The organism is Pedobacter sp. BG31 (assembly GCF_042464845.1).
GTDB lineage: Bacteria > Bacteroidota > Bacteroidia > Sphingobacteriales > Sphingobacteriaceae > Pedobacter > Pedobacter suwonensis.
The window spans coordinates 1-25,918 of sequence record NZ_JBHNZK010000011.1 but is presented as its reverse complement, the minus strand read 5'-3'; the positions used below and the strand labels follow the sequence as shown (position 1 = coordinate 25,918).

Annotated in this window: 25 protein-coding genes; 9 read left to right on the top strand and 16 right to left on the bottom strand. The window is 39.3% G+C overall.

All coding sequences use genetic code 11. The features are described from left to right. Positions 1 to 39 precede the first annotated feature (39 nt). The 5 genes from ACFE6N_RS14075 to ACFE6N_RS14055 all read right to left on the bottom strand — a co-directional run bounded on the left by ACFE6N_RS14075 (position 40) and on the right by ACFE6N_RS14055 (position 7,276). Positions 40 to 2,502 carry a glycoside hydrolase family 31 protein gene (locus ACFE6N_RS14075; RefSeq protein WP_378937441.1) on the bottom strand — a complete coding sequence of 821 codons (2,463 nt, stop codon included), beginning with the start codon at positions 2,500 to 2,502 and terminating at the stop codon, positions 40 to 42. A gap of 157 nt (positions 2,503 to 2,659) precedes the next feature. Further along, a complete protein-coding gene (locus ACFE6N_RS14070) occupies positions 2,660 to 3,595 on the bottom strand; it encodes a HipA domain-containing protein (RefSeq protein WP_378937439.1) in 936 nt (311 codons plus the stop codon). Then, positions 3,588 to 3,929 carry a HipA N-terminal domain-containing protein gene (locus ACFE6N_RS14065; protein ID WP_378937437.1) on the bottom strand — a complete coding sequence of 114 codons (342 nt, stop codon included), beginning with the start codon at positions 3,927 to 3,929 and terminating at the stop codon, positions 3,588 to 3,590. Before ACFE6N_RS14065 ends, ACFE6N_RS14070 begins: the two co-directional genes overlap by 8 nt. After that, positions 3,916 to 4,125: a helix-turn-helix transcriptional regulator gene (locus tag ACFE6N_RS14060; RefSeq protein WP_378937435.1), complete on the bottom strand. Its 210-nt coding sequence runs from the start codon at positions 4,123 to 4,125 to the stop codon at positions 3,916 to 3,918. The genes ACFE6N_RS14065 and ACFE6N_RS14060 overlap by 14 nt, the downstream gene beginning before the upstream one ends. 241 nt (positions 4,126 to 4,366) lie before the next feature. Then, complete coding sequence (locus ACFE6N_RS14055) at positions 4,367 to 7,276, bottom strand: TonB-dependent receptor domain-containing protein (protein WP_378937433.1); 2,910 nt, start codon at positions 7,274 to 7,276, stop codon at positions 4,367 to 4,369. 196 nt (positions 7,277 to 7,472) lie between these two features. Here ACFE6N_RS14055 and ACFE6N_RS14050 point away from each other — a divergent pair, with 196 nt between their 5' ends. From ACFE6N_RS14050 to ACFE6N_RS14040, 3 genes are read left to right on the top strand one after another with little or no spacing between them, the layout of a single operon-like run. After that, complete coding sequence (locus tag ACFE6N_RS14050) at positions 7,473 to 9,902, top strand: penicillin acylase family protein (protein ID WP_378937431.1); 2,430 nt, start codon at positions 7,473 to 7,475, stop codon at positions 9,900 to 9,902. Between the two features lie 6 nt (positions 9,903 to 9,908). Continuing rightward, positions 9,909 to 10,268, top strand: coding sequence for a hypothetical protein (locus tag ACFE6N_RS14045; protein WP_378937429.1), 360 nt, complete (start codon positions 9,909 to 9,911; stop codon positions 10,266 to 10,268). Positions 10,269 to 10,287: 19 nt separating this feature from the next. Further along, the gene (locus tag ACFE6N_RS14040) at positions 10,288 to 11,271 is read left to right on the top strand and encodes an acyl transferase (RefSeq protein ID WP_134204010.1); all 984 of its coding nucleotides are present in this window, start codon (positions 10,288 to 10,290) and stop codon (positions 11,269 to 11,271) included. Positions 11,272 to 11,273: 2 nt separating this feature from the next. Here the strand turns inward: ACFE6N_RS14040 and ACFE6N_RS14035 are convergent, their stop codons facing one another. The 8 genes from ACFE6N_RS14035 to ACFE6N_RS14000 are packed head-to-tail and all read right to left on the bottom strand — an operon-like array spanning position 11,274 to position 15,461. Continuing rightward, positions 11,274 to 11,711: a Fur family transcriptional regulator gene (locus ACFE6N_RS14035; RefSeq protein WP_090982523.1), complete on the bottom strand. Its 438-nt coding sequence runs from the start codon at positions 11,709 to 11,711 to the stop codon at positions 11,274 to 11,276. A gap of 20 nt (positions 11,712 to 11,731) precedes the next feature. After that, complete coding sequence (locus ACFE6N_RS14030) at positions 11,732 to 12,181, bottom strand: hypothetical protein (RefSeq protein WP_378937426.1); 450 nt, start codon at positions 12,179 to 12,181, stop codon at positions 11,732 to 11,734. Beyond that, positions 12,178 to 12,612: a hypothetical protein gene (locus ACFE6N_RS14025; RefSeq protein ID WP_378937424.1), complete on the bottom strand. Its 435-nt coding sequence runs from the start codon at positions 12,610 to 12,612 to the stop codon at positions 12,178 to 12,180. The genes ACFE6N_RS14030 and ACFE6N_RS14025 overlap by 4 nt, the downstream gene beginning before the upstream one ends. Positions 12,613 to 12,624: 12 nt before the next feature. Then, entirely contained in the window at positions 12,625 to 13,065 is a 441-nt protein-coding gene (locus ACFE6N_RS14020) for a hypothetical protein (RefSeq protein ID WP_378937422.1), read from the bottom strand. Further along, on the bottom strand, positions 13,066 to 14,280 hold the full coding sequence (locus tag ACFE6N_RS14015) for an ABC transporter permease (protein ID WP_378937420.1): 1,215 nt from the start codon (positions 14,278 to 14,280) through the stop codon (positions 13,066 to 13,068). Then, positions 14,280 to 14,906: an ABC transporter ATP-binding protein gene (locus ACFE6N_RS14010; RefSeq protein WP_378937418.1), complete on the bottom strand. Its 627-nt coding sequence runs from the start codon at positions 14,904 to 14,906 to the stop codon at positions 14,280 to 14,282. Before ACFE6N_RS14010 ends, ACFE6N_RS14015 begins: the two co-directional genes overlap by 1 nt. After that, a complete protein-coding gene (locus ACFE6N_RS14005) occupies positions 14,899 to 15,057 on the bottom strand; it encodes a hypothetical protein (RefSeq protein ID WP_378937416.1) in 159 nt (52 codons plus the stop codon). Before ACFE6N_RS14005 ends, ACFE6N_RS14010 begins: the two co-directional genes overlap by 8 nt. An 11-nt stretch (positions 15,058 to 15,068) precedes the next feature. After that, positions 15,069 to 15,461, bottom strand: coding sequence for a MerC domain-containing protein (locus ACFE6N_RS14000; RefSeq protein ID WP_378937414.1), 393 nt, complete (start codon positions 15,459 to 15,461; stop codon positions 15,069 to 15,071). A gap of 86 nt (positions 15,462 to 15,547) precedes the next feature. Between ACFE6N_RS14000 and ACFE6N_RS13995 the strand changes: the two genes are divergently transcribed. Continuing rightward, entirely contained in the window at positions 15,548 to 16,759 is a 1,212-nt protein-coding gene (locus ACFE6N_RS13995) for a GTP-binding protein (protein WP_378937412.1), read from the top strand. A 479-nt stretch (positions 16,760 to 17,238) separates the two neighbouring features. Here ACFE6N_RS13995 and tyrS read toward each other — a convergent pair whose 3' ends face one another. Then, positions 17,239 to 18,525, bottom strand: coding sequence for a tyrosine--tRNA ligase (gene tyrS / locus ACFE6N_RS13990; RefSeq protein WP_378937410.1), 1,287 nt, complete (start codon positions 18,523 to 18,525; stop codon positions 17,239 to 17,241). Positions 18,526 to 18,696: 171 nt separating this feature from the next. On the opposite strand from tyrS, the gene ACFE6N_RS13985 reads away from it, so the two are divergent. From ACFE6N_RS13985 to dapA, 5 genes are all read left to right on the top strand, one after another. After that, positions 18,697 to 19,368 (top strand): hypothetical protein, encoded by a 672-nt coding sequence (locus ACFE6N_RS13985; protein ID WP_378937408.1) that lies wholly within the window; start codon positions 18,697 to 18,699, stop codon positions 19,366 to 19,368. Positions 19,369 to 19,524: 156 nt separating this feature from the next. Further along, positions 19,525 to 20,715 (top strand): ATP-binding protein, encoded by a 1,191-nt coding sequence (locus tag ACFE6N_RS13980; protein ID WP_378937406.1) that lies wholly within the window; start codon positions 19,525 to 19,527, stop codon positions 20,713 to 20,715. Positions 20,716 to 20,831: 116 nt separating this feature from the next. Beyond that, the gene (gene ligA, locus ACFE6N_RS13975; protein ID WP_378937404.1) at positions 20,832 to 22,844 is read left to right on the top strand and encodes an NAD-dependent DNA ligase LigA; all 2,013 of its coding nucleotides are present in this window, start codon (positions 20,832 to 20,834) and stop codon (positions 22,842 to 22,844) included. A 42-nt stretch (positions 22,845 to 22,886) separates the two neighbouring features. Beyond that, on the top strand, positions 22,887 to 23,012 hold the full coding sequence (locus ACFE6N_RS13970) for a GxxExxY protein (RefSeq protein ID WP_378937402.1): 126 nt from the start codon (positions 22,887 to 22,889) through the stop codon (positions 23,010 to 23,012). A gap of 175 nt (positions 23,013 to 23,187) precedes the next feature. After that, on the top strand, positions 23,188 to 24,075 hold the full coding sequence (gene dapA / locus ACFE6N_RS13965) for a 4-hydroxy-tetrahydrodipicolinate synthase (protein ID WP_378937400.1): 888 nt from the start codon (positions 23,188 to 23,190) through the stop codon (positions 24,073 to 24,075). A 68-nt stretch (positions 24,076 to 24,143) separates the two neighbouring features. On the opposite strand, the gene ACFE6N_RS13960 is transcribed toward dapA, so the two are convergent. After that, a complete protein-coding gene (locus ACFE6N_RS13960) occupies positions 24,144 to 25,313 on the bottom strand; it encodes an alpha/beta hydrolase-fold protein (RefSeq protein WP_378937398.1) in 1,170 nt (389 codons plus the stop codon). 101 nt (positions 25,314 to 25,414) lie between these two features. Then, complete coding sequence (locus ACFE6N_RS13955; protein WP_090982499.1) at positions 25,415 to 25,591, bottom strand: histone H1; 177 nt, start codon at positions 25,589 to 25,591, stop codon at positions 25,415 to 25,417. Between the last annotated feature and the right edge of the window lie 327 nt (positions 25,592 to 25,918).

The window sequence follows — 25,918 nt, the reverse complement described above, 5'->3', positions numbered from 1 at the left end:
TTAGCCCCAAATGCTAAACAACATTTGGGGCTAAAAGATTTACAGACTTAAAATCTGTATCTCAGAGAAATTTTTATTGCATTTGAAATGCAGTACTTGCTTGTCATCCGTATAAAAATCAGTGACTTCTTTATTATCGATAATAATTTTTCTCACCTGGAATTTTACACCAATAACGTTACATACATAAAACTCATAATTCGGCGTATACAAGCCTTCAATACGCTGATTTATCTTTATAGCTTGTGTATCACCTTTTACGGTAAACTTTTTTTCGAGGTAAATATCCTGTTCATACGCAAAGGTGTCTCCATGGTCCTCGTACATATATGAATTCACCTCATAATCACTATGATAGATATTCAAAATTACTTCTGTAATCGATTTTTCATCTACATATTGCATTACCGGATATTCTGGTAAAGCAGAACCTGCACGCACAAACATTGGCATGCTGTCTATCTTGGCATCAACGGTATATTCGTTACCGCCTTCTAAAGTCTCATTGGTCCAGAAATTATACCAGGTGCCTTTAGGCAGGTAAACTTTACGCGAAATGGCTCCCTGCTCCAATACGGGACAGATCAGAAGTTTATCGCCATAGCAAAACTCATCCTGACGGAAGCTGTTGCTGATGTTTTCCTGCTCAAGCATAACCAATGGCCTTAAAATCGGAAAGCCATAACGGTGGTGCTCCCAGAATACTGAATATAGATAAGGCATTAAACGGTACCTTAACTCAATAAATTTGCGGTTAATGTTTTCAAAAAACTCACCAAAGCTCCAGGGCTCCCGCTCGGCAGTATCACCAGCAGAGTGCGCACGCATAAACGGTGAGAAAGTACCCAGCTGAATCCATCGGGTAAACAACTCGCCATCAGGCTCACCACTAAATCCACCGATGTCCGTTCCGCAGAAAGGCACACCCGACACCGATAAACGCTGACATTGGATGTTTCCGATCTTTAGGTGTTCCCAGGTGGCAATATTATCGCCAGTCCACACACTTGCGTAACGCTGCATGCCCGAATAGCCAGCCCTTGTAATGGTAAAGGGGCGTTTATTACGCATAAGTTTTTTAAGCCCTTCGTAAGTAGAACGAACCATCTGCATACCATAAACATTGTGTGCTTTGCGATGAGAGCCGCGATAGCCGTCGTAATTGTGGCGTACATCGTTCGGGAAGGTACCCGAGCCAAATACCGCAGGCTCATTCATGTCGTTCCAGAAACCTGCAACGCCCATATCTACCAGTTCTTTGTATAAATTGCCCCACCAGGTACGCACCTTTGGGTTGGTAAAATCAGGAAACTGGCAACGGCCGGGCCAAACATGCCCTTCCATATAATAATCATCGCTGCGGCGGCAGAAAAACCTTTTTTCTTTACCTTCTTTGAACACCCAGTAATCATCATCAACTTTGATCCCCGGATCAATCATCACCACGGTTTTAAAACCATCATCAGAAAGTTCCTTTATCATCCTCTGCGGATCCGGAAAGTACTTTTTATTCCAGGTAAAACAGCGGTAGCCATCCATATAATCGATATCCAGGTAAATGGCGTCGCAAGGAATTTTACGTTCCCGAAACTGCCTGGCGATTTCTTTAACTTTAGTTTCCGGATAGTAGCTCCAGCGGCATTGCTGATAGCCTAAAGTCCATTTTGGTGGCATTGGATGCGTACCTGTCAAGGTAGCATAACGTTTAACTACATCCATGATATGTGGTCCGTGGATATAGTAATACTGCAATTCACCACCATCGGCCCAGAAACTGGTTTTATTTACATCTTCAGATCCGAAATCGAAGTACGATTTAAAAGTATTATCGAAGAAGATACCGTATGCAGCCTGGTTATGCAAACCAATATAGAATGGTATGGTACGGTACAGCGGATCCTGGTTCCAGCCATAAGAATAAGCATCGGTATTCCAGTTTTCGAAACGACGGCCACGAAGGTTGAAATTACCCGATTTATCACCCAAACCGAAGAAATTTTCCTCCGGATGGCATTTTTTTGTTGCATAGATATAATAACCACCAAAATCTACATTTTCTTCCCAGTGCATTGAGTTGGCTTCATCAACCATCATCACATTGGTAATATTATCATGGAAAGAAATATGGAAATTGGCTTTTTCTATTTTGCAGGTTACAGAGTGGGTAGAAATCGTATAATGATCATCATGTTCCTGCATTTTGAATACCGAAACTTTTTGATCTACTTCGGGTACCGCGTAAGAAAAATCATCTAAAAAGACACCATGGGGCGCCAGACGGACCCTAATCATCTCATCACTTACCACCCGTATTTCTACCCTCGCATCACCGTCTGAGAAATAAAAACGATTACCTTCTTTCTTAACTTTTTTTACTTCACCAAGGTATTGTTTAACAATTGGCTTTACAGATATATCTACCGGATTGTTCAGGTGCTGTATTTCCTGCTCCTTATCAATCAAATCATTTGTTTCGTTGCTTTTATCGTTTTGCGCTTCCATCCTTTTGTATCTATAATCTAACAAACAGTCCCAAAACCGGGATTCGTTTAAGAAAGCACTATAATACAAATATTTTATTAAAAGGGATCAAGCTTTTTTTCAAGGCCTGTTTAGTAAAGTGTATTATTTACACTAAGAAACATAGTTTATGGTATCACTATTGGATGAGCAGGTTTATTTGCCTCATCTTATTTTGAAATATTTTCGAATAACCCTGTTTATACTCTTCTGTTAAAAAGCTCCTTTCAATCAAGTCCCGAACATTGTCAAATTGCTTTGAAAATTCCTTATAGATGTTGTCCCTAACCTTATTTGAAATCCCTAAACTAACCGTAAATTGATCAAAGTCAGCCTTCTTTATTTTTCGTTTTCTGCCCCCTAATGTCAAGGCTAAATCTTCCTGATCTTTTGGGTAAATCAAATTAACATTCAGCAAATCATAAGCTGGCGAAAACAGAATTCCCCGATCAGTATGCAAAAGGGAAAAGTTTTTAAGATGCATATCATTATTTCCTGTTAAAAATGAAAATAGTACCAATCGAAAAAATTTAATTACATCCAGTCCTGAATTTGATGCGTAATGTTTAATGACCTTTCCTACACGTTCATAGGAGCTTTTATATTTTTGTTCAGTTAATAATTCAGAAAGCTGGCACAAATCTTCTACATGAACTTTCCTATCCTCAACACGGTCAAATCTTTTTGTTATATAAGCAAGTTCATTTGTTGAAGTTTTGATTAAAGCATGTTGTGCAGTTTCAATTTTAAAAAGCCTGGCCAGGTGCATTGTCAGATCTTCTACTTCTGGCATAAATTTAAAATCTGTTGATTGTGGCTTCAATATGAAATCGCCCCACAACCCAACTAAAGTTAACCTTTTGTTAGCCTTCTCTCCTGTTAAACTCAATGATATTTTAGGCTGAACTCCTGTAACTGCCAATCTTTCATTTACAGTAAATTGCGCCAATTGTCTTAACTTTTCCTTATCCAATTCTAGTTTTGGCACTTCTGCTGTTCCAAAAAACTTTTTTGAGCAGGCCACATGATATTCCCCTGTTTCAAGTGCTTGATAGCAAAACAAACAATTAGCCATTTTCTTCTTCCTCCATTGGATACACGGAAACCGCTCCAATTGTATCTCTACATAAATTTATCAATAGCTCGAAGCGATCATTCGGGTTAAGTTTCCAATATTTTTCACCAATATCCAACAACCAGCCTTCTGGTATCAGCCCATCAAAAAAAGGGAATAATACTTTATTACGGTATTGATGCTCAGCAAGAGGTAATGTCAGACTAATTGCAAAAGCATTTTCACTTTTTAAATACTCCAGATCATATTGAAATGCGTATCCATCATCTGTTTCTGAAAGATGTCCGGCCAACTGATTTTGATAATATATTTTCGCTTTTCTAATCATTTTCATCAGTACGGTTAACAATACCAACTTCCTTACCAAATAAGGCCAAAACATCATTTACCTTATCTAATCGAAGGGTTTTCTTACCCTGCTCTAAATCTCGAACGAAATTTAATCCGACACCTGCATTTAAAGCTAAATCTTCCTGGGTTAAACCCAATTCTTTCCGTTTCGCTTTTACAAAAGTCCTTATTGGTTTCATATTATATACTATCGAATATAAAAATAATAATTTTAGTTTAAAATATATTCGATCGGATATAAAAAATAACAAAAAAACTAAAACTATATGCGATCGAATATAAAAATTAGATAAAAAGCAAAATTATATCCGATTGCATATCATTTTGATTGTATGAGAGCGATCTGATAAACTCAAATTCATTTTAAACAAAAAAGCCCGCTGAGTTGGTATACAGCGGGCTTAAAAATCAATAAGTTAATTACGGATTAAAAGTCAACCCAACATAGTAGATTGCACCTGCCATAGGGTTACCATAAGAAGTGATATAATATTTATTCAACACGTTAGAACCACCCAATTTAACAACTGATTGCACCGAAGGAATCCTTAAGCTGACCTGGGCATCCAGAGAACTGTAGGCAGGTACCTGACCAGAAGCAAAAGATGAATTCCAATAGAATTGATCTTGCCAACGGTAAGCAACATTGAAACCAAAATTTTTAATAATCTCTTTATTACCCAGGCCCAGATTATAACGGATTTTCGGCGTATTGAAATCGTTAATGTAGTTAACCGGCAAATCCCCGATCTGGTTGTAAGAAACGTTACCGCTCATGTTCCATTTGCCTACCAGGTAATCAAGACCTAAAGCAGCGCCGTAAGAAGTCACTTCTCCTTCGGCATTAACTGGAACACCGAATTTCACAAAACTTCCGTTTACATTCTGATAAAAGTCGACAGCTGTGATAAAATCTTTATAAATATTGTAATAACCATAAGCATCAATCAATAAATTAGGCAAGATCAAACCTTTATAGCCCAACTCATAAGACTGTACACTTTCAGGACGTACACCTTTGGCGTCAAAATTATATTGTTGCAAAAGCGCCGGATTTGGCGTTCCCGTAGCCGCAGCCGATGCCAGAAATGCACGGTAGCTCACATCAGTATAAGGTTTGTTGGCATCTAAGTGGTATTTGTCGAAGATAATTTGTGGCAAACCACCAATTAAGCGCTGCGAACCACCACCAACAGATAGATCTATATATTGGTTTTGCGTAGTTGGGTTACGATAACCGGTTTGATAGGAAACCCTGATGTTGTTATTTTTGGCAACTGTAAATACTCCGGTTACTCTTGGTGTAAAACGGCCTTCAAAGTTCTGGCTTTTATCATAACGGCCGGCGAAGGTAAATTTAACCTTATCATTAAAGAACTTTTTACCGATCTGTCCAAATGCACCATATTCTTTAATGTCGATGGAATTAATTAAGTCATTGAAAATGGTTCCTGCCGAATTTAAATCATAAAGACGGTAAGAGGCACCAACCTGAAATTCTACCACATTATCAAAAAGATTGGTAAAGTTGTACATTCCTTCGTAGTGGTATAAATTGGATTTATCATCGAATTTAGCACCATAAATACCTTTGGATGGATCAGAAGCACTGATGGTGGTATTCATAATCTGATCTTTTGCCTGATTAAACTGAGGCGAACCTGGCTCAAAACGGCCCTGGTTAGCGGCCGTTCTGGCTAAAGCATGTGCGGCTGCATCACTTTGTCCGGCAGCCCTGGCACCTACATAATTGCCGATATATTGTGGAAACCATGTGGTAGATGGTTTTGAAAGTTCATTAATATAACTACCTAAAATAGATGAAATATAAGAATCGCCCGAGCGCTCCTGAGTAGTATATGCTTTAACAAAGAAATCTTCGCCCTTTATTTCCAATTTATACTGGCCAATATTAAAATTACGTAACGAGTAACGATCAGAGCCGGTATAAACTGAAGTTCCTGTACCCCAATTGGCTTGCGCTACTGCCTGCACTGTATTGCTGATATTGTAATATAATGCCCCGGAAGCTTTTAGTGATTTAGTGCCATAATCAACAAGATTTTCTTCATTATAGCCCGTTCTTGATACATTTTGATCAGGAATTAAGTTAGCCTTTAAGCCCACATAAAAGGGCAGATAATTTTGTACTGCCGGACGTAATGCTGCAGGCAGACCGGCAAGAAAACCAGCCTGTTGCGCCGTATTTGGAATAGTTGCCCCGAAAGCGCCGTCCATAGCGGCTTTGATGTTAGGGATTAAACCACCCGAACCTGCATTAATTCCTGAAATGGTGGCATTTTGAACGCTTAGCGCCACATTTCGCATATTCTGGCTTACCTCATCTCCATAAACATTTATCCCATCGTAATTGGTGTCGCTGTTGCGGTCGCCAGCTTTAGCGGTCCTGGCAATCCTGTCGAAATTTGAATAGTTATTTCCAAACCAGTCTTTGGCCTGAAGAAATGAAAACGCAGCTTTCACCCCAAATTTATTGTTCCATGATTTTGCCATGCGTACATCCAATTGATTGAAAGGCTGTACCGTACTGTTATTATCATTAACATGGTTAACACCGGTTTTGTATTGAAAACTAGCACCAGGATATTTGAAAGGATCTTTTGAAGTCATTAATAAGGTACCGCTGATGCCGCCCGCTCCGTAAAGTGCAGATGAAGCACCTGGCAAAAGTTCCACATTATCCACATCAAGTTCGGTAATACCCACAATGTTACCTACCGAGAAATTTAATCCGGGAGCCTGGTTATCCATTCCATCTATATATTGGTTAAAGCGCGTATTACCATTTGAATTAAAACCGCGGGTATTGATCGACTTGAAAGTTAAACTCTGCATGCTGCTCTCTACCCCTTTCATATTGTTCAAGGCATCGTAAAACGACGGTGCAGCGATCTCCCTGATTGTGGCTGCACTCATCCGTTCGATAGAAACCGGCGATTCTAAAATACGTTCCGGTGTACGCGAAGCAGAAACCACCACATCCCCGCCTAATACAATTGCGGTTTCCATTTCGAGATTAATACCTGAAGTACTCCCTGTAATTTGCTGCTCAACCGTACCATAACCTACATAAGATGCCACTAAAGTAAAAGGTAATTTTGCCGTTGTACTAAAATTGAAAGTTCCATTGGCTGTAGATGCCGTACCGCCTGACTGGCCCTTTATGGTTAAACTAACTCCAGCCAATCCTTCTTTAGTCTGCTTGTCTTTTACGGTTCCGCTTACCGTAATACCCTGTGCCCGTGCCGCCATATTACCAGCAAACACAAATAAGAACACATAGAAAATCTGTGTAAAAATTCTGCTCATATGCGATTGTTAATTTGGTTATTTGTATTATTAGTTATATAAACTTAATTTCTTTTTTTGAATTAAACAAATTATGTAAGCATAATATTTTCAAAACAAATTATAATTTTGATTGATATACAGTTTGTTGTATTTTGCATTAGACATAAACCGTCATTTTGCCCTATCTTAGCAAAAGACTTGTTAGCTAGCCATTATGAATAAAGTTAAAGCCCTGTTCTGCATCGTAATCCCGATCGCATTAGCTTTTTTATTTAACACCAAATTAGGCAACATGCCTCCATTGTTAAAATTTCTAAACCCTTTTATGGGTTTCTGGCAAAATGCAGAGAACAATCATTTTATGTTTAACCATAAAGCGAAAATAAAAGGAGCGATTGATAAAATTGAAATCGTTTTCGACGATCGCATGATCCCGCATATTTTTGCGCAGAATGATCACGATCTGTATTTGGCACAAGGTTATGTTACAGCTATGCACCGCCTTTGGCAAATGGATTTCCAGACCCGTTTTGCCGCCGGAAGAATTAGTGAAGTGGTGGGCGATAAAGCGATAGAGGTAGACCGGTATCAACGCCGGATGGGCATGGTTTATGGCGCAGAACGTTCATTGAAGGGGATGATGGCCGATCCAAAAGCTAAAGAAATGATTTTAGCCTATACCGAAGGAATTAATGCCTACATTAAAACACTTTCTAAAGCAAATTATCCGATAGAATATAAAATTCTGGATTTTAAACCCGAAAATTGGACACCTGTAAAATGTGCTTTGTTGCTGAAGCAGATGTCGGCCGTATTAGCAATGGGTTCAGATGAATTTTACATGACCAATATCCTCAAAAAATTTGGCCCTGAGGTGACTAAAAACCTTTTTCCGGATTATCCTTTTCGCGAAGATCCCATTATCCCCGTTGGCACGAAATGGAATTTCTCTCCTTTACCAATACCTAAAACGCCAGAAAGCTTCACGCAGGCACAAACCGGCGAAGTGAAGACCGCTCAAAAAGTAGAAGGTATTGGCAGTAATAACTGGGCATTATCCGGTACAAAAACTGCATCAGGATATCCGATCTTAGCAAACGACCCCCATTTGGATTTAACACTTCCATCAATCTGGTATCAGATTCAGTTACATGCGCCTGGGGTAAACACCTATGGGGTTTCTTTACCTGGTGCCCCTGGGGTAATCATCGGCTTTAACCAAAAAATAGCCTGGGGAGTAACCAATGTTGCTGCTGATGTACTCGATTTTTATCAGATCAAATTTAAGGATTCGACCCATCATGAATATTGGTATAACAATAAATGGAACGCTACCAGCAAAAGACTCGAAACCATTAAAGTACGTGGCGGAAAAGATGAAGTAGATACCGTTTATTACACCCATCACGGCCCGGTTGTTTATTTCCAGAAACCAAAATATGGCAGGGCCGACAATGTGCCTGTTGGCGATGCACTCAGGTGGATCGCACATGATGAATCAAATGAACTCATGACTTTTTATTACCTTAACCGGGGTAAAAATTATAACGATTACCGCAAAGCGTTAACTTTTTATACCGCTCCTGCGCAGAATTTTGTTTTCGCCAGTATAGATAATGATATCGCCATTACGCCAAATGGTAAATTCCCTTTAAAATGGAAAGACCAGGGTAAATTTATTCTGGATGGTACCGATCCTGCTTACGATTGGCAGGGCTGGATCCCAAATGCACAGAATCCAACGGTTAAAAATCCGCCGCGTGGTTTTGTGAGTTCAGCCAACCAGTCTTCTACCGACAACACCTATCCATACTACATCAACTGGGAATTTGCACCCTATGAGCGAGGCAAACGTATTAACGACCGTTTATCGGTAATGAAGAAGGCTAATTTAGACAGTATCCGCCTCATGCAAACCGATAATTACAGCATCATGGCGCAGAACCTGGTTCCAGCTTTATTGCCTTTACTGAATAATGAACAGTTAAATGCCACGCAAAAAGAAGCATTGGCTTACCTGCGCAAATGGAACAAACGTTATGATGCCCATGAAATTGCAGCCAGCGTATTTGAAATCTGGACTAAACGCTTATCGTATGATATCTGGGCAGACGAATTTGAAGTGAAAGGCATCCCGATGCGTTACCCTTCAAGAGACCGTACGGTAGAGATGATCTTAAAAGAACCCAACGCAACCTGGTACGATAACATCAACACCAGCAAAAAAGAGACGTTATCTGATCTGGTTAACGAAGCTTTTAAATTTAGCTGCGATAGTTTAGAAAGGCGTTTTGGCCCTATAAACAAAGATTGGGCCTGGGCAAATGTAAAACAGACCAACGTACCGCACCTGGCCAAAATACCGGGATTTGGTTCGAAAGTTTTACAGATTGGTGGTGCCAAAAGCACCATTAACGCTTTGAGCGAAACCAACGGACCTTCCTGGCGGATGGTGATTGAGCTGGGCAAAACACCAAAAGGCCATGGTGTTTATCCGGGTGGACAGTCGGGTAACCCGGGAAGCAAATTTTATGATAATATGATCGATACCTGGGCAAATGGCAAATTATACGATCTGTTTTACATGCAAAATCCTGATGATAAATCGGGCACAGTTATTTCTCGTTTAAAAATATCTAAATAGTTTAAAATGGTTTTCATCGTTATATTAATTATTTGTTTCCTTTTACAAATGATTGCCCCGTGGTGGGTCATCATCGTCATTTCTTTTGCTACCTGTGGTATTATTGGCAAAACAGGAAAAATAGCCTTTTGGCAATCATTTTTTGCCATTTTTTTGCTTTGGATCGGCTACTCTTTATTTAAAAGCCTGCCTAATGACAATGTACTTGCCGGCCGTGTAGCCGTAATGACGGGCATAAAAATATGGTGGGCATTGCTATTGCTTACCGGAATTTTAAGTGGCTTGGTAGCAGGAATTAGTGGTTATTGCGGCTATCAGTTCAGAATGGCTATGCTGGCTAAAAAAACTGACGAGAAAATAGCATAATGCTTTGTATTTTTGCCTTGTGAATTTAACCGCTAACGAGATTTTCTCTGTAAAAGACAGTAATGCATTTAATGCCCTTGCTTTAAATATTTTTAAGTTACAGGCCCAAAATTGTAATATTTACCGCGAATATATATTTCACCTTGGTATTGATGCCGAGTTGGTAACCGACATTTCAGCTATTCCGTTTTTACCCATCAGCTTTTTTAAAAGCCATGCTGTTCTCAGCAGCAATGAACCCGTTGAAATTACCTTTAGCAGCTCAGGTACAACGGGTATGATCCAAAGCAGTCATCATGTAACCGATGTTATGTTATATGAACAGAGTTACCTGCAGGCATTTGCCCGGTTTTATGGTAACATTACCGACTATTGCTTCCTGGCATTGTTACCTTCCTATCAACAAAGGTCGGGTTCGTCGTTAATCTACATGGTAAACGACCTGATCGAAAAAAGCGGTCATCCGCAAAGTGGTTACTTTTTATATAACCATGAAGAGCTGTTACAAACGCTGCTCGATCTGAAGATCAAAAAACAGAAAACAGTTTTAATTGGCGTAACCTATGCGTTGCTTGATTTTATAGAACAATATGATATCGAGTTTCCTGAGCTCATCGTAATGGAAACCGGCGGAATGAAGGGAAAACGTAAGGAAATGGTACGCGAAGAGCTTCATGAGCAGCTGACCAAAGGATTTGGTGTAAAAAATATCCATAGCGAATATGGAATGACCGAATTGCTTTCTCAGGCTTATTCTTTGGGTGAAGGCATTTTCAATTGCCCTGGCTGGATGCAGATTTTGATCCGAGACACCAATGATCCTTTAAGCTTAATGGAAACCGGCAGGACCGGTGGCATCAATGTAATCGACCTGGCCAATATCAATTCCTGTTCATTTATTGCCACTCAGGACCTGGGCAGAATCAATCCCGATCAAAGTTTTGAAGTACTGGGCCGGTTTGATCATTCCGATATCAGGGGATGTAATCTTTTGGTACAGTAATTCTAGTTCACCTTATCAGCACAACTGGCGCATAAGCCTGTGGCAATCAGATTAAGATGATTTACCTTAAATCCTGCGGGAACTTTTAATGCCGGAATTTTAACGGTATCCAAACAGTAAATTTTATGGCAGTTATCGCAGTTAAAATGCACATGCTCATCATGATGCTCGTGCGCACTGCAACCATCCGAACAAATGGCATAATTGGCCGTGCCCTGCTGGTCTAAAACCTTATGGATAATTCCCTTCTCTTCAAAAGCCTGCAAAACACGGTAAAGGGTAACACGGTCTGCATCCTTTCCCATCACCTGCTCTAAATACGGTTGAGATGTGGCAGAATCCCTCCCACTCAAAATTTCCAGCACCTGCAAACGCGGGGCGGTTCTTTTTAGTCCGTTTTTAACCAAAAGTTTTTCAAAACGTGCAGTATTATCTTCCATAGCAATACAAAAATAAGCAATTAATCAATGAGTTTGGCATTTTTGATGGTTATTGGTGGCTTATAGCTCGCATCCTTTTCTTCTAATTTTAAAATGCCCTGTACATGGATGGGCTTTTCAGAATAAGGAACCGCATCAGTCATTTCAATCATAATCATCACCGGAACACCATTTTGTCCGCAAAAATAACATTGATTAATAGGCAAGGTGGCCAAAAGAAATTTCTGCTGTTTCTGTCCGCTTTTGATAGGAATCAGGTAACCGTTTAAATCAAATTCCCTGTTTTCAAAACGCCTGATTGTTTCTGTAAAAAGAGGGAGAATTTCATTCTTATCAGTCAGTTCAAACTTTACCGAGCCAATCACGTCCCAGTTTAAAGAGCGTAACTGGTCATTCGGGTTATGCTTTTTCGTTTGTGCCTGAGCTGAGCAAACTAAAAACAGAATTATAACAACATATAAATACTTCATTTTTTTACTGCATCTAAAAGAAAAAACGTAGACCGGCTATCGCCCGAATCATTGATTATAAATTTACCACGAAGGGTAATGGGTGTCTCAGTCCAGTTGATGGGTTTTAAAGTTTTCACTTCTATCATTGAGGGTATATCACCCGTGCCACAATAAGGACAAGAAGCAACCGGAACCATAGAAAACATAAATTCATTAAAGCTATTACCAACCTTAGTAGGAATAATGTACCCCGGAAGCTCAATTATCTTATTATGTATAGCCTTTAGTGCGGGTGGAAAAACAGCCTGCCAAACAAGGGGTTTTACCTGCTTATCGTATTTCAGACCGATAAGATTCCAGGTAGCGGTCCGTGTTTCACGATGAACAGGTACCTGAGCAAACGTAGTATTGGAAATTAAAAAAAAGAGTAACAGCATGTATTTCTTCATCACAAATCGGGTTTATAACTGTTTTGCGTTTAAGAGAAAGAATTCACTCCTGTCATCGCCTGAATCGTTGATGACGAAGATTCCCTTAAGTTTAATGGGTTTTTCGGTAATAGGTATCGCATTTAGCATTTTTACCTGCACCATTGACGGAATATCACCTGAACCACAATATGGACAGGAAGCAATAGGCACTATGGAGAGCATGAACTCGCTGAATTTCGATCCCACCTTTGTTGGGATGATGTAACCGGGCAATTCAATTATCTTATTGTTTAGTGCTTTCAATGCTGGCGGAAAAACACTCCCCCATTTACGGGGCGCAATTTCGGCATCGTACCTCAGCCCGATTAAATTCCAGGTTGGCGTGCGCATGTCGGTATGTACCTTAACCTGCGCAGCCAATTTCTGGTAACCTAAACATAAGAAAACTAAAAAAATCAATGTCTTAATCATTTAACGGTCTTTCGTTAATGTTTCCGCTATATCAACTTTGTAAATCTGCATGGCCGGAATAAGCGAAGCCAAAGCGCCGATAAAAAGACCGGTCCAGATCAGGTATATCTCTTGAGGGAAAGCACTAAATCCTGTTAATCTGGCCTGAGAAGCTCCCTGACAGGCCCCAATCACCTCCAGGGCGACATGCCCGATGAACAAACCCAAACAGGTACCGATAAATGTCACCAGAATCCCTTCAAACAGGACCAGGAAGAATACTTTAAATTTTGATGCACCTAAACAACGCATAATGGCCAGGTCGTATTTCCGTTCTTTCATCGCATTATAAAGGCCGATAAAAATGCTCAGCGCCGCAACTCCCATAATAAAAATGGCAAACCATTTTAAGGTATCAATTCCAACCCCGATAAGCGAAAATAGCCTTGCACTTTCCATTGCCGGAGAGGCTGCCTGCATATTGGTACTCTGGTTAACCATCCGAGGGAAAACAATTACTGACATTGGTGATTTATACTGGATCAACAATGCTGTAATCTGTTTATCGCTAATTTCTCTGGCCTCTTCTGTTGTTGTATGGTTATGGTTTTCGTCATGCTTCGCTTCATGCATTTTGTACACACTGCCAATATTGGTAAGAATCAGGTTATCAGTTATGTTACCCTGTGGTTTCAAGATTCCCTTAACCAGGTATGCGTGCTGCTTATGGATATCGCCATTGCCCGTTAATCCGTGCGCTCCGAAAAACGAATCGCCAACTTTCAGTTTCGATTCAGAAGCTACTGCACTGCCGATGGTTACCTCCAAATCTTTTTGCCAGAAATTTCCCTGCTGAACAGCTAAACCATAAAGGTGGCTGAAAGTGGTATCGGTACCTACAATGCGGTAACCCTTATAATTATCGCCTAATGCCAATGGAACAGCCCTTTTTACCATGGGGTTGTGCATCAATTTGTAGGCATCTTTGGCTGGAATATTTCCGGTTGGGTTATCAATATGGTAAATACTGCTTAATATTAATTGCAACGGACTTCCTTTTGCGCCCACAACCAGATCAATATCCTTTGCATTTTTCTCCAGTTTATTGTTTATCTGTGCAGAAGCGAGAAAAAGAACAGAAAGGATGCCCACACCAAAAGCCACTAAAATAATATTCAGAATGGTGGTTAACTTATTCCTGATGAGATTTTTGCCGCTGATTTTAAAGATATTCATTAGAGTAGATAGGTTTTAGTAAAGTGATCCCGAACCCTTGCATCGTGGGTAGCGATGAGCAGCGCCGCACCATTGTCTTTAGCCCGAATAGCCAACATCCTGATTACCTGACTGGCGTTTTCGTCATCTAAACTGGAAGTTGGCTCATCAGCGATCAGGAGATCGGGTTTATTTACCAATGCACGTGCTACCGAAACCCTTTGTAGCTGGCCCTGACTTAAGTGATCAGGATAATTTTTTGCCAGCTCGCTAATACCCAGATCAGCTAAAAGCGAAAGGTTTCGTTCATGATCTACCGGCAAACCGGCCATTACAGCAGCAAGCTCCAGGTTATCAAGTACGTCTAAAGAACGGATAAGATGTGGTTTTTGAAAAACAATGCCAATATGCTTCCCCCGGAAACTATCGCGCTCACGTGCAGACAGAGCATACAAATCGGTCCCGTTAATTAAAACTTCACCCTGTCCCGGCTTTAAAAGACCGGCAATAATATTAAGAAGTGTACTCTTGCCACTGCCTGATGCACCTAATAACAGCCATTGCTCCATATCGCCGATTTCCCAATCCGGAAACTTCAAACTCCTCCCCTGATCATAAACATGCACTAATGAACTGATCCTAATCATGGCGAACTACTTTTTGCACTTTTTTAATAACCAGATTTTTTATCGCATAACGCCTGTAAAGTTCTATCCCATCGTTTGTGCCATGTTTACAGGCAGGGCTTAACACTGAAATAAAGAATAATGCAGTGACAAAGAAGATTTTATATCTCATGGTATAATTGATTATCGATGCCCCAATGGACAGGATTTAAGCATTCGTAAATTAATGTAATGGGCAGCGGCGACGGTTAGGCCACCAATAGGGATCAAGACGGGTTCTAACAATTCAATACCCGAAAAATGCCCAAAAGCGATACAGGCAAAGCCGGTAATCAATACCAGAATTGGTGTTATGCGGCAATGCTGTTTGCGATATGCAGCACTTAAACTCCAAATACCGATGATTAATGAAAATGCAATCATAGTAATCTCCACGGCTTCATTAGCCAAAAAACCCATGCCCCATAAAGGTAAAATGGTAATTAAAAACGGTAATGCAGCACAATGTATGGCACACAATGTTGAGGCTGTAATGCCGATACGGTCGAGGTTGATTTTGTAGCTCCTTTGTTTCATTCCATAAAAATTTATGGTCAAATATAAAAGCAATTTAGTTGCATTTGAAATTATACATATTATATTTGCAACATAATTGCATTAAAATGATAAAGAAATTACCCGTAACCGTATTGAGCGGTTTTTTAGGCAGCGGAAAAACGACGCTTCTTAACGCCATATTGAGAAATAAGCAGGATTTAAAGGTAGCCGTTATCGTAAATGATATGAGTGAGGTAAACGTTGACGCCGCTTTGGTTAAAAATCAGCACACTTTGTCTAAAACGGATGAAAAACTGGTAGAGATGAGCAATGGCTGTATCTGCTGCACCCTGCGTGAAGACCTGATGATTGAAGTAGAGAGATTGGCAAAAGAAAACCGGTTCGATTACCTGCTGATTGAAAGCACCGGAATATCCGAACCCATCCCGGTAGCGCAAACGTTTTCATTTATTGATGAAGCTTCAGGTATAGACCTCAGCAGATTTAGCCGGTTGGATACGATGGTAACGGTTGTGGACGCTTTTAATTTTTATCGGGATTTTGGTTCGGCAGACAAACTTACCGACCGGAAGATGGTGGATGACTTAGCAGACAAACGTACTATTGTAAATCTGCTTACCGACCAGATTGAATTTGCCAATGTAATTTTATTAAATAAAATCGATCTGGTAAGCGACACCGACCTTAAAGTATTAAAGGCATTAATTGCAAAACTTAACCCAACGGCTAAAATATACCACACCCTTTTTGGAGAAATAAACCCGGCTTTAATTTTGAATACTGGTTTATTTGATTTCGAATCGGCTTCAGATGGAGCTGGATGGAAAAAAGAACTGGAAGAAATCCATCAACCGGAAACTGAAGAATACGGGATAAGTTCGACTGTATTCCGTTCTAAAAAACCTTTTCACCCTGAAAGGTTATGGCATTATCTTAACAAGGGATTTCCACAGAATATTATCCGTTCAAAGGGAATTTTCTATTTAGCGGCCATGCCCAATCAGGCTATTAATTTCTCGCAAGCAGGTGGCTCTTTACGCATCGATCTGGCTGGGGTTTGGTGGGCAAGTATGCAACAGCATGAGCGTGAGCAATACGCGGACTACCTGGAAAACAAAATGGATATTGATGCTGAATGGGATAAAGATTTTGGAGACCGTAAAAACGAACTGGTTTTTATCGGGCAGGAAATGGATAGTGAAGAATTGAAAAAATCGTTAAGTACCTGTGTGTTAAATGACAGTGAAATTAAAGAGTACCAGGCAGGCAATGGTTTTACGAACCCATTTGAGAATGTACTTTTTCAACACCCGTAAACATTCCTTAAAAGAATAAAATTATCAGTCTTATAATACAAAATGCTTTTTATTTGGTAAATTTGAGTTCCCAAACAACTATTCGTATTATGACATCGCCTAAAGAATTATCTGATGCTTTAAACTGCCCGCCCTGTAAAAAATGCAAAAATCCCGAGACCTACAGGATACCCAGGAGTTTTATATTTAAAACACTGACGCCATGGTTGCCCGTTAAACGTTATGTATGCTTTAAATGTTTAAATAAATTTCACGTATTTAATTAGCGATCTAACCGCCCTCGCCGGTTTGTATTATAAATAGCAACGGCATGCTGAGATTGATGGTATTCAATTAATAATCAAAAACGTCATAGTCATTGTTATTAATTCAAGAACAAATTGGCTTAACAGAAGCGCTCTGGGGCCAGTCGTCTTTTCAATTTAAATTCAAGCCCAATGAACGATCTTTTATGATCAGTTTCATTGGGCTTGTAAATATTATCCGGCGATTAAAAGAAAATAATTTTTCTTTCCCTTTTGTACCACAATAAATTTATCATTGATCAGGTTTGCTGTATCAAACACCTGCATTACATCCGCTACTTTTTCTTTATTTACAGAAACACCTCCGCCCTGGATCAGTTTCTTGGTTTCGCCTTTAGAAGGGAATACATTGGTTTTTTCCGCAAGTAAAGTAGCTGCATCAATGCCTTCAGCTAAATCAGATTTTGATATATTAAATTGTGGAATACCCTCAAACATTTCCAATACCTGATTTTCGGTCAATGTTTTCAAAAATTCCAATGATCCGTTACCAAACAAAAATTCAGATGTTTTAATAGCTGTTTCCAAAGCTTCTGCAGAGTGAGTTTTGATCGTAATATCTTCGGCCAAAGCTTTTTGAAGGATACGCAAATGTGGCGCCGCATCATGTTCTTTCTCTAAGGCTTCTATTTCCTCCTTATTTTTGAGCGTAAAAATCCGGATCCATTTTTTCACATCATCATCTGATGCATTTAACCAAAACTGGTAAAATTTATATGGAGAAGTTTTCTCCGGATCCAGCCAAACGGCACCACTTTCAGTTTTACCAAACTTAGTTCCATCGGCTTTTTTAATTAATTGTGTAGTAATGGCATAAGCAGTTCCGCCATCTTTTCTTCTGATCAACTCTGTACCGGTAACAATGTTTCCCCATTGGTCAGAGCCCCCCATCTGTACCAGACAGTTTTCGTTTTTCCATAAATGATAGAAATCGTACCCTTGAATCAACTGGTAGCAAAACTCGGTAAAAGACAGCCCTGAATCGCCTTCCAAACGTCTTTTCACGCTATCTTTCGCCATCATGTAGTTTACGGTAATGTGTTTACCTACATCCCTGATAAAGGTAAAAAGGTTCATATCCTTAAACCAATCGGCATTGTTAACCATTACCGCACCGTTTCCGCCTTCTTCAAATTTTAAGAATTTAGCCAATTGCTTTTTCATCCCTTTCAGGTTATGCTCAATCATCTCAGGTGTTTGAAGATTACGTTCATCAGACTTACCTGATGGATCGCCCACCATACCAGTAGCACCACCAACTAAAGCAAATGGCTTGTGCCCGGCATTTTGAAAATGAATCAGTGTCATGATCTGTGTTAAGTGGCCAACGTGCAACGAATCTGCAGTAGGGTCGAAACCGATATAACCAGAAGTCATACCTTCGTTTAACTTTTCCTCCGTATTCGGCATAATATCATGCAGCATGCCACGCCATCTTAACTCTTCAACAAAATTCGTCATTGTACAAACACTTTAATAATGTGCGTGCAAAGATAAAATTTTAGCTTAGTTTAAAGCAAATTAGTTGGTTTTGTAAACGAGTTATCGCCAATGATTTTTGCAGCACCGTATCCTGACCAACATTTTACTATCTGCTCTTTACAAGCCTGCCGGAAAACATTACCTTGCGAAATGAACTTTTTATCCCATTATTATTTCGACCGGACAAGTGATGATGCCTATGTGGTAATGGGAACGGTTTTACCTGATCTGATTAAAAATGCTTCAAAAGAAGCAAATTTATATCCACAGAAAAATGAATTCCTGTTTAAAGGCAATCCTGACGAAGAAAGTCTGCTTCTGGGCTGGAAAAGGCATTTAGCTGTCGACCTGCTCTTTCATTCTTCTGCGTTTTTCCTGGAAAAAACCACCGCACTTAAGCAACTCATTAAACCGATTGTAGAAGACACAGCAGTGCGCCCATCTTTTCTTGCCCATATAGGCCTGGAGTTATTGCTAGACCATTTACTGGTTGAACAGAACCTCATCCAGGTAAACCATTTTTATCATAAGCTTGAAAAGGTAAAAAAAGAATCATTAAGCGATTTTCTGGAACACTGTAAAATAAAAGATCAGGAAATATTTTTTGATTTTTTAACAAAATTCATCAGCAGTAAATACCTGTTGAGTTATCAAAAACTTGAGAATATCAGTTATGCCCTAAACAGAATCTGTATGCGTGTTTGGCCAGAAACATTAAGTGAAAGGCAGTTAAATCTGCTCACTTTAGAACTGGGCATTTTCAAAGCGGTTTTACAAAAAGATTTTATGGAGATCTTTGAGGAGATTGAGATAAAGCTATGATTTAATTCATTACCTTATACTCAAGCTCCAGGTAACTGCTATCTATCATTTTGTTGACACAAATGTTAAAATTGCTTTTTATACAAAGCAATAATTAAAAAAATTGCTTTTTTAATTTAACAAAATTAACTAAATTTGCTTATCACAAAAAGCAAAATGGAAGAATTACTATTGGAGTTTCAAGCAAGTTTAACACGTGTGTCTTTGGATTTGCAGCGTTATCTTATTGGCAAGATAGATTTCAATAATCGCCTGATCGCAATTAAAGGGGCAAGAGGAGCAGGAAAAACTACTTTGCTTTTGCAAATTGCGAAATTGTATCTACCTCGTAAATCAACACTTTATGTAAGTTTAGATCATATCTATTTTTTTGATCATAAACTTTATAATCTGGCCAAACAATTTGTTCAATTTGGAGGTACAAACTTACTGCTGGATGAAGTTCACAAATATCCCAATTGGTCGAGAGAGATCAAATTGATTTACGATAATTTTCCTGAACTTAATATCATCTTTACTTCGTCTTCGATGCTGGAAATCTATAAATCGGAATCTGATTTAAGCAGAAGAGCAATCACTTATTATTTGAAAGAATTGTCTTTTAGAGAATTTATCACTTTTGAATCCAAAATAGCATATCCGGCTTATTCGCTTTCTGAAATTTTAAAAAACCACAATACCATTGCGGCAGAACTTTTAAAAGATATAAAGCCATTGCCTTTATTTGAAAAATACCTAAAAGTAGGCGTATACCCATACTATAAGGAAAATGAGGATCTTTATATCCAGAAACTCCAAAACACCATAAATCTCATTATCGAAATAGACATCAATGCGGTTGAAGATTTGAATTATGAAACCTTGGTAAAACTTAAAAAATTACTAATCAGCGTAGCTTCGAGCGCACCGTTTACGCCCAACATCACTAAACTGAGCGAAAAAATAGGGCTTTCTCGCAATACCCTGGTTCAGGGCATAAAAATTCTTGAACACGCCGGATTGGTTAATGAACTATACAAAGATACATCATGTATTGGTGTGTTAACTAAACCAGAAAAACTCTATCTTAACAATAGCAACTTAATGTATGCCCTGGCCAAAGAAAACATTAATATCGGGAATGTGAGAGAGACATTTTTTTTAAATCAATTCAGAAGTCTACATGAAATAAACCATTCGAAAGTTGCCGATTTTATAGTTGACAAAACTTATACGTTTGAGATCGGGGGAAAAAATAAAACAAAAAAGCAAATAACAGGCGTGGAAAATGCTTATGTTGCAAAAGACAGCATTGAAATAGGATTTGGTAATATAATTCCTGTTTGGCTTTTTGGTTTTATGTATTAACAGCGTGATTTAACTTAATTTACCAAGCATCAATAACATGTCCGACAAAAATTGCCAAAGTCAATTTTTGTCTTCCAATCTATAAAACCACTTTATCCTTTTTCTATATTTGCCTTATGTCGCTAACTGCAATAAAAGAAGAAATGGATGCCCTGGTGGCCGAATTAAACCAGCATAATTATAACTACTATGTGCTGGCTATGCCTACCATCGGCGATTATGAGTTTGATAAAAAGTTAAAGCACCTCGCTGAGCTTGAACAGGCAAATCCTGATTTGGCGGATCCGAATTCGCCCACCCAGCGGGTTGGTGGCGATATCACCAAAAATTTCGTTACGGTAAAACACAAATACCCCATGTTGTCTTTGGGGAATACCTATAATGAACAAGATCTCCGCGATTTTGATGAGCGCATCCGCAAGGCCATTGGCGATAATTTCCAATATGTATGTGAATTAAAGTTTGATGGCCTGTCCATCAGCCTTACTTACGAAAATGGCAAACTTTTACGTGCGGTTACCCGTGGCGACGGAACTCAAGGTGATGACGTAACCAATAATGTAAAAACCATTCATACTATTCCACACCAAATCAAATCAGCGGTGGCACCTGAACATTTCGAAATCCGTGGGGAGATTTTTATGCACAAAGCGGCTTTTTTACGCTTAAATGCTTACCGGGAAGAACTTGGTGAAATCCCTTACGCCAATCCACGGAACTTTGCCTCTGGAACGATTAAAATGCAGGATAGCAAGGAAGTAGCCAAACGGCCTTTAGATGGCTTTATCTACTTCTTGTACACCGATAAAAATGAATTTAAAACACACTGGGATAGCTTAAATGCTGTAAAAGAATGGGGCTTTCACGTTTGCGAACACAATAAACTGGTCCCAGATATTGATGCAGTGCTTGACTTTATCCATCATTGGGAAAACGAACGTTTTAAACTGAGTTATGATATTGACGGCATTGTAATTAAGGTAAACAGTTACGCACAACAACAGGAATTGGGTTTTACTTCAAAATCTCCACGTTGGGCTATTTCATATAAGTATAAAGCCGCAGAGGTTGAGACGGTCCTGGAAAAAGTAACCTATCAGGTGGGCAGAACCGGAGCGGTTACACCTGTTGCCAACCTGAAACCTGTTTTGCTGGCCGGAACTACCGTTAAACGTGCTACTTTGCATAACGCTAACGAGATCGAACGTTTAGATCTGCATGAAGGTGATACCGTTTATGTTGAAAAAGGTGGCGAAATTATCCCGAAAATCATCAAGGTAAATTTAGCTAAACGGTTGTCTGGGGCAGCAAAAATACACTACCTGGATAAATGCCCTGAATGTGGAACGGAACTGATCAGAAAAGAAGGAGAAGCAGTACACTATTGTCCGAATGATGAAGGCTGTCCGCCGCAGATAGTCGGAAAAATCCAGCACTTTATTTCGCGCAAGGCCATGAATATTGATGGACTTGGTGACGAAACGATCGAAACTTTTTACAGGCATGGTCTCGTAAGGCACATTAGCGATTTATATACACTACATGAAAAATCAGATCAGCTTAAAACCTTAGACCGTTTCGGGGAACGTTCAATCGAAAACATGCTCAAGGGCATCGAAAAATCGAAAGAAATGCCCTTCGAAAAGGTGCTTTTTGGCTTGGGTATCCGTTATGTTGGTGAAACTGTAGCAAGAAAAACTGCTGCTGGTGTAAAAAATATCGACAACCTCGCTAAGGCTTCGGTAGAGGAATTAATTGCCATTGATGAGATCGGGCAACGCATTGCAGAGAGCATTGTTGAGTATTTTGAAAAAGAAGCGCACTTAAAGCAGGTTGAATTATTAAAATCAGCAGGATTGCAGTTTGAAATTGAAGAAAAGATAATTACGCTGGCCAGTGATAGACTTATTGGAAAAACATTCGTAATTTCGGGCGTTTTTGAAAACTTTAGCCGCGATGAGCTCAAAGATATGATTGAAGCCAATGGAGGAAAGATGCTGAGCGGCATTTCAGGGAAATTGAATTACCTGGTAGCAGGCGATAACATGGGGCCATCTAAATTGGAAAAAGCGAACAAATTAAACATTCCCATCATCAGCGACGCTGAGCTATTGGAAATGATAAAATAAAATTGACCACAAGGTTTGATTTATGAATAGGAAAATGCAGGAATGCAGGTTTTACGGCAATTAAAACTTCCCGTATATACCGGGGTATTAACTAACTGTAATTACAGGATTGATATTTTAGCAGAGCAAAAAGTCGTGGTAGAAATTAAAGCAGTAAGCTTTAAATGAGATACATCTGGCACAAACCATTACCTATTTAAAATTATCAGATTGTAAATCAATTTTAAGGTGGCAAACATAAAAGATGGAATTAAACGGGTAATAAATGGCTATTTATAACCAAAAATAAAAATACTTCGTTCCGTTGCGGCTTCGTGATTGGAGAATAATAATTAAATATATAATGAACAAATTTCAGGGTACTGGTGTAGCGTTGGTTACGCCTTTCAACACAGATGGATCAGTTGATTATAATGGCTTAAAAAACCTGATTAATCATTTGACAGAAGGAGGGATAGATTACCTCGTTTCTTTAGGTACAACCGGCGAAACCGCTACAATGACCAAGGACGAGAAGAAGAAGGTGTGGGCTTATACTGCTGAAATTAACAATAACAGGTTACCATTGGTTGCCGGCATTGGCGGAAATGATACGTTAGCTGTTGCTGAAGACATTAAATCATTTGATAATGCCGGTTATAGCGCTATTTTATCCGTAAGTCCTTATTACAACAAACCTACTCAGGAAGGCATTTATCAGCACTATAAACATTTGGCTGAAGTTTCTCCTTTAGATTTAATCTTATACAATGTACCAGGACGTACAGGAAGTAATATGAGTCCGGAAACCACATGCAGACTGGCTCACGATTTTAAAAACATTATTGCAACTAAAGAAGCGTCAGGAAGTTTTGATCAATTTAACCAGATTATGAGAGACAAGCCTGCAGATTTTCATTTAATTTCAGGAGATGATCCGGTTACTTTGCCGATGATCGCATTAGGTGCTGCAGGTATTATTTCAGTGATCGGAAACGCTTTACCTAAGCAATTCTCTGATATGGTAAACCTTTGTTTAGCCGGCGACTACAGAACAGCCCTGCCTGCTCATTTAGCATTAATAGAATTCACCCGTTTGGCTTTTGCAGAAGGTAATCCGGCTGGGATAAAAGCGGCACTAAAACATTTAGGTGTTTGTGGCGATACGGTTAGGTTACCATTGGTTAAAGCTTCTTCAATGTTAGAAAAAGCGATTAATGCTGAACTTGATAAAATAAATCAAACGGTTTAATCGCATGATCAGATGATCAAAAAGGCTTTCAAATTTAAAATTTGGAAGCCTTTTTACTTTGATAGGAATTATTTAAACAACAACGGTATAAATTCTGATAAGTAGTCCCTCCAGTTAACCCAGGTATGCCCACCTTCACTTTCTTTATAATCATATTTGAGGCCGATTCCATCGAGCTTCTTTCTGAACTCACTTACAGTTTTATATAAGAAATCCGTTTTGCCTATCGCAATCCAATATAAGTCGTAGCCATTTTTCTTTTGCGCTTCAAGCTTCAAATCTAAATCTTTGTAGATAGGACTTGCAGCACTGGCCGGCGGCAATATCGCCGGAGAAAATAAACCGACATAACCAAAAGTTTTAGGATAATTGGCCGATATATAGAGGGAGTGAAATCCTCCCATTGATAAACCCGCAATAGCCCGATCATGCTGCTCTTTACCGGCACGATAGTTTTTCTCTGTAAAATCGATAATTTCTTTAAAATAGGATTCCATATCACCATTAAAAACATCGGGCGTCATCATAATCGGTTTATAGAGTCCTTTTGATGATTCTCCCGGTGCAGCGGTGTTACTGGTGTGGCCATTGGCCATTACCACAATCATCGGCCTGGCTTTATTGGAAGCGATGAGGTTATCTAAAATCTGAGAAGCTCTGCCGAGTTGCATCCAGGCTTCTTCATCTCCCCCAACGCCATGTAAGAGGTATAAAACAGGATAACTTCCTTTTGATGCCTCATAACCCGGAGGTGTATAAACAGTAAGTCGGCGACTCGTTTTGAGCCCAGCAGATTGATACCAACGTTTTGCCACTGTTCCATGCGGTACATCTTTAACCGTATATAAATCTGCCTTGCCATTTCCCACCAAGAACACATTGACAACAGATGATACATCTCTGATCAGATAAACATTGTTTGGATCCCGGATCTTCAAACCATCAACAATAAAACTGTAGCTGTAAAGTTCTGAGGGTAAAACCACCGATGTATATGACCAAACACTATCTGTTCCTAATTTCATTTCCCGCGTGGGCGGCATGTTTCCGTTCGAAACCAAAAAATCCCCCTGTATTTCTACCTTCCTGGCATTTGGTGCTTTAAGCCGAAAAGTTACAGTACCATCAGTATTCATCTGCGGTGATATTATTTCTTTCTGACGGCCAAAATTTAAATTTTCCTGGGCATACATCAATTGCGTACAACCAAGCAACACTAGTAGAATTATTTTTTTCATGGTAAGGATAAGGGAATCGGGATGATCTAATTTTGTCTATTAAAAACAATGGCCTCTTCACATAAAGAGGCCATCTGGAATAATATCTATTTTAAAATCGCTTACGCTTTGTTTTTGGTTTCCTGAACTTCTAACCGGATGGCCTGAGCTAAGTTTTTAAGATCCTGCATACCCTTACGTACACGGGTTCCTGCCGCGCTATTGCCCTTGTTATAAAATTTGTCTGCATCAGCTTCTAAAGCCGCCACTAAACTTTTTACCTCTTCGAATTTTTTCATTTTTTGATTACTCCTATGTTTTTTTTAAAGTTTTAGATTTAATTATCTAATTTAAAGGGTTTAACGAAATAAAAAAATTTTAGAAGAATAAAAAGATGCCCCCCTAAATCGTTTTTTTCCACAATTGGTAGGCTTATAAACACCAAATTTGACAACAAAACTAACAAATAACTGATAAACAAACAATTACCAAAAAAAATATCGAGTAAGAAGCAGGGAATTAGTTTCCCTGCTGTCTCCTCACACCACCGTACGTACCGTTCGGTATACGGCGGTTTGTTAGAATAACTTCGTTTGGTGCGTCGTTTTCCAATAGTAATAGTTAGC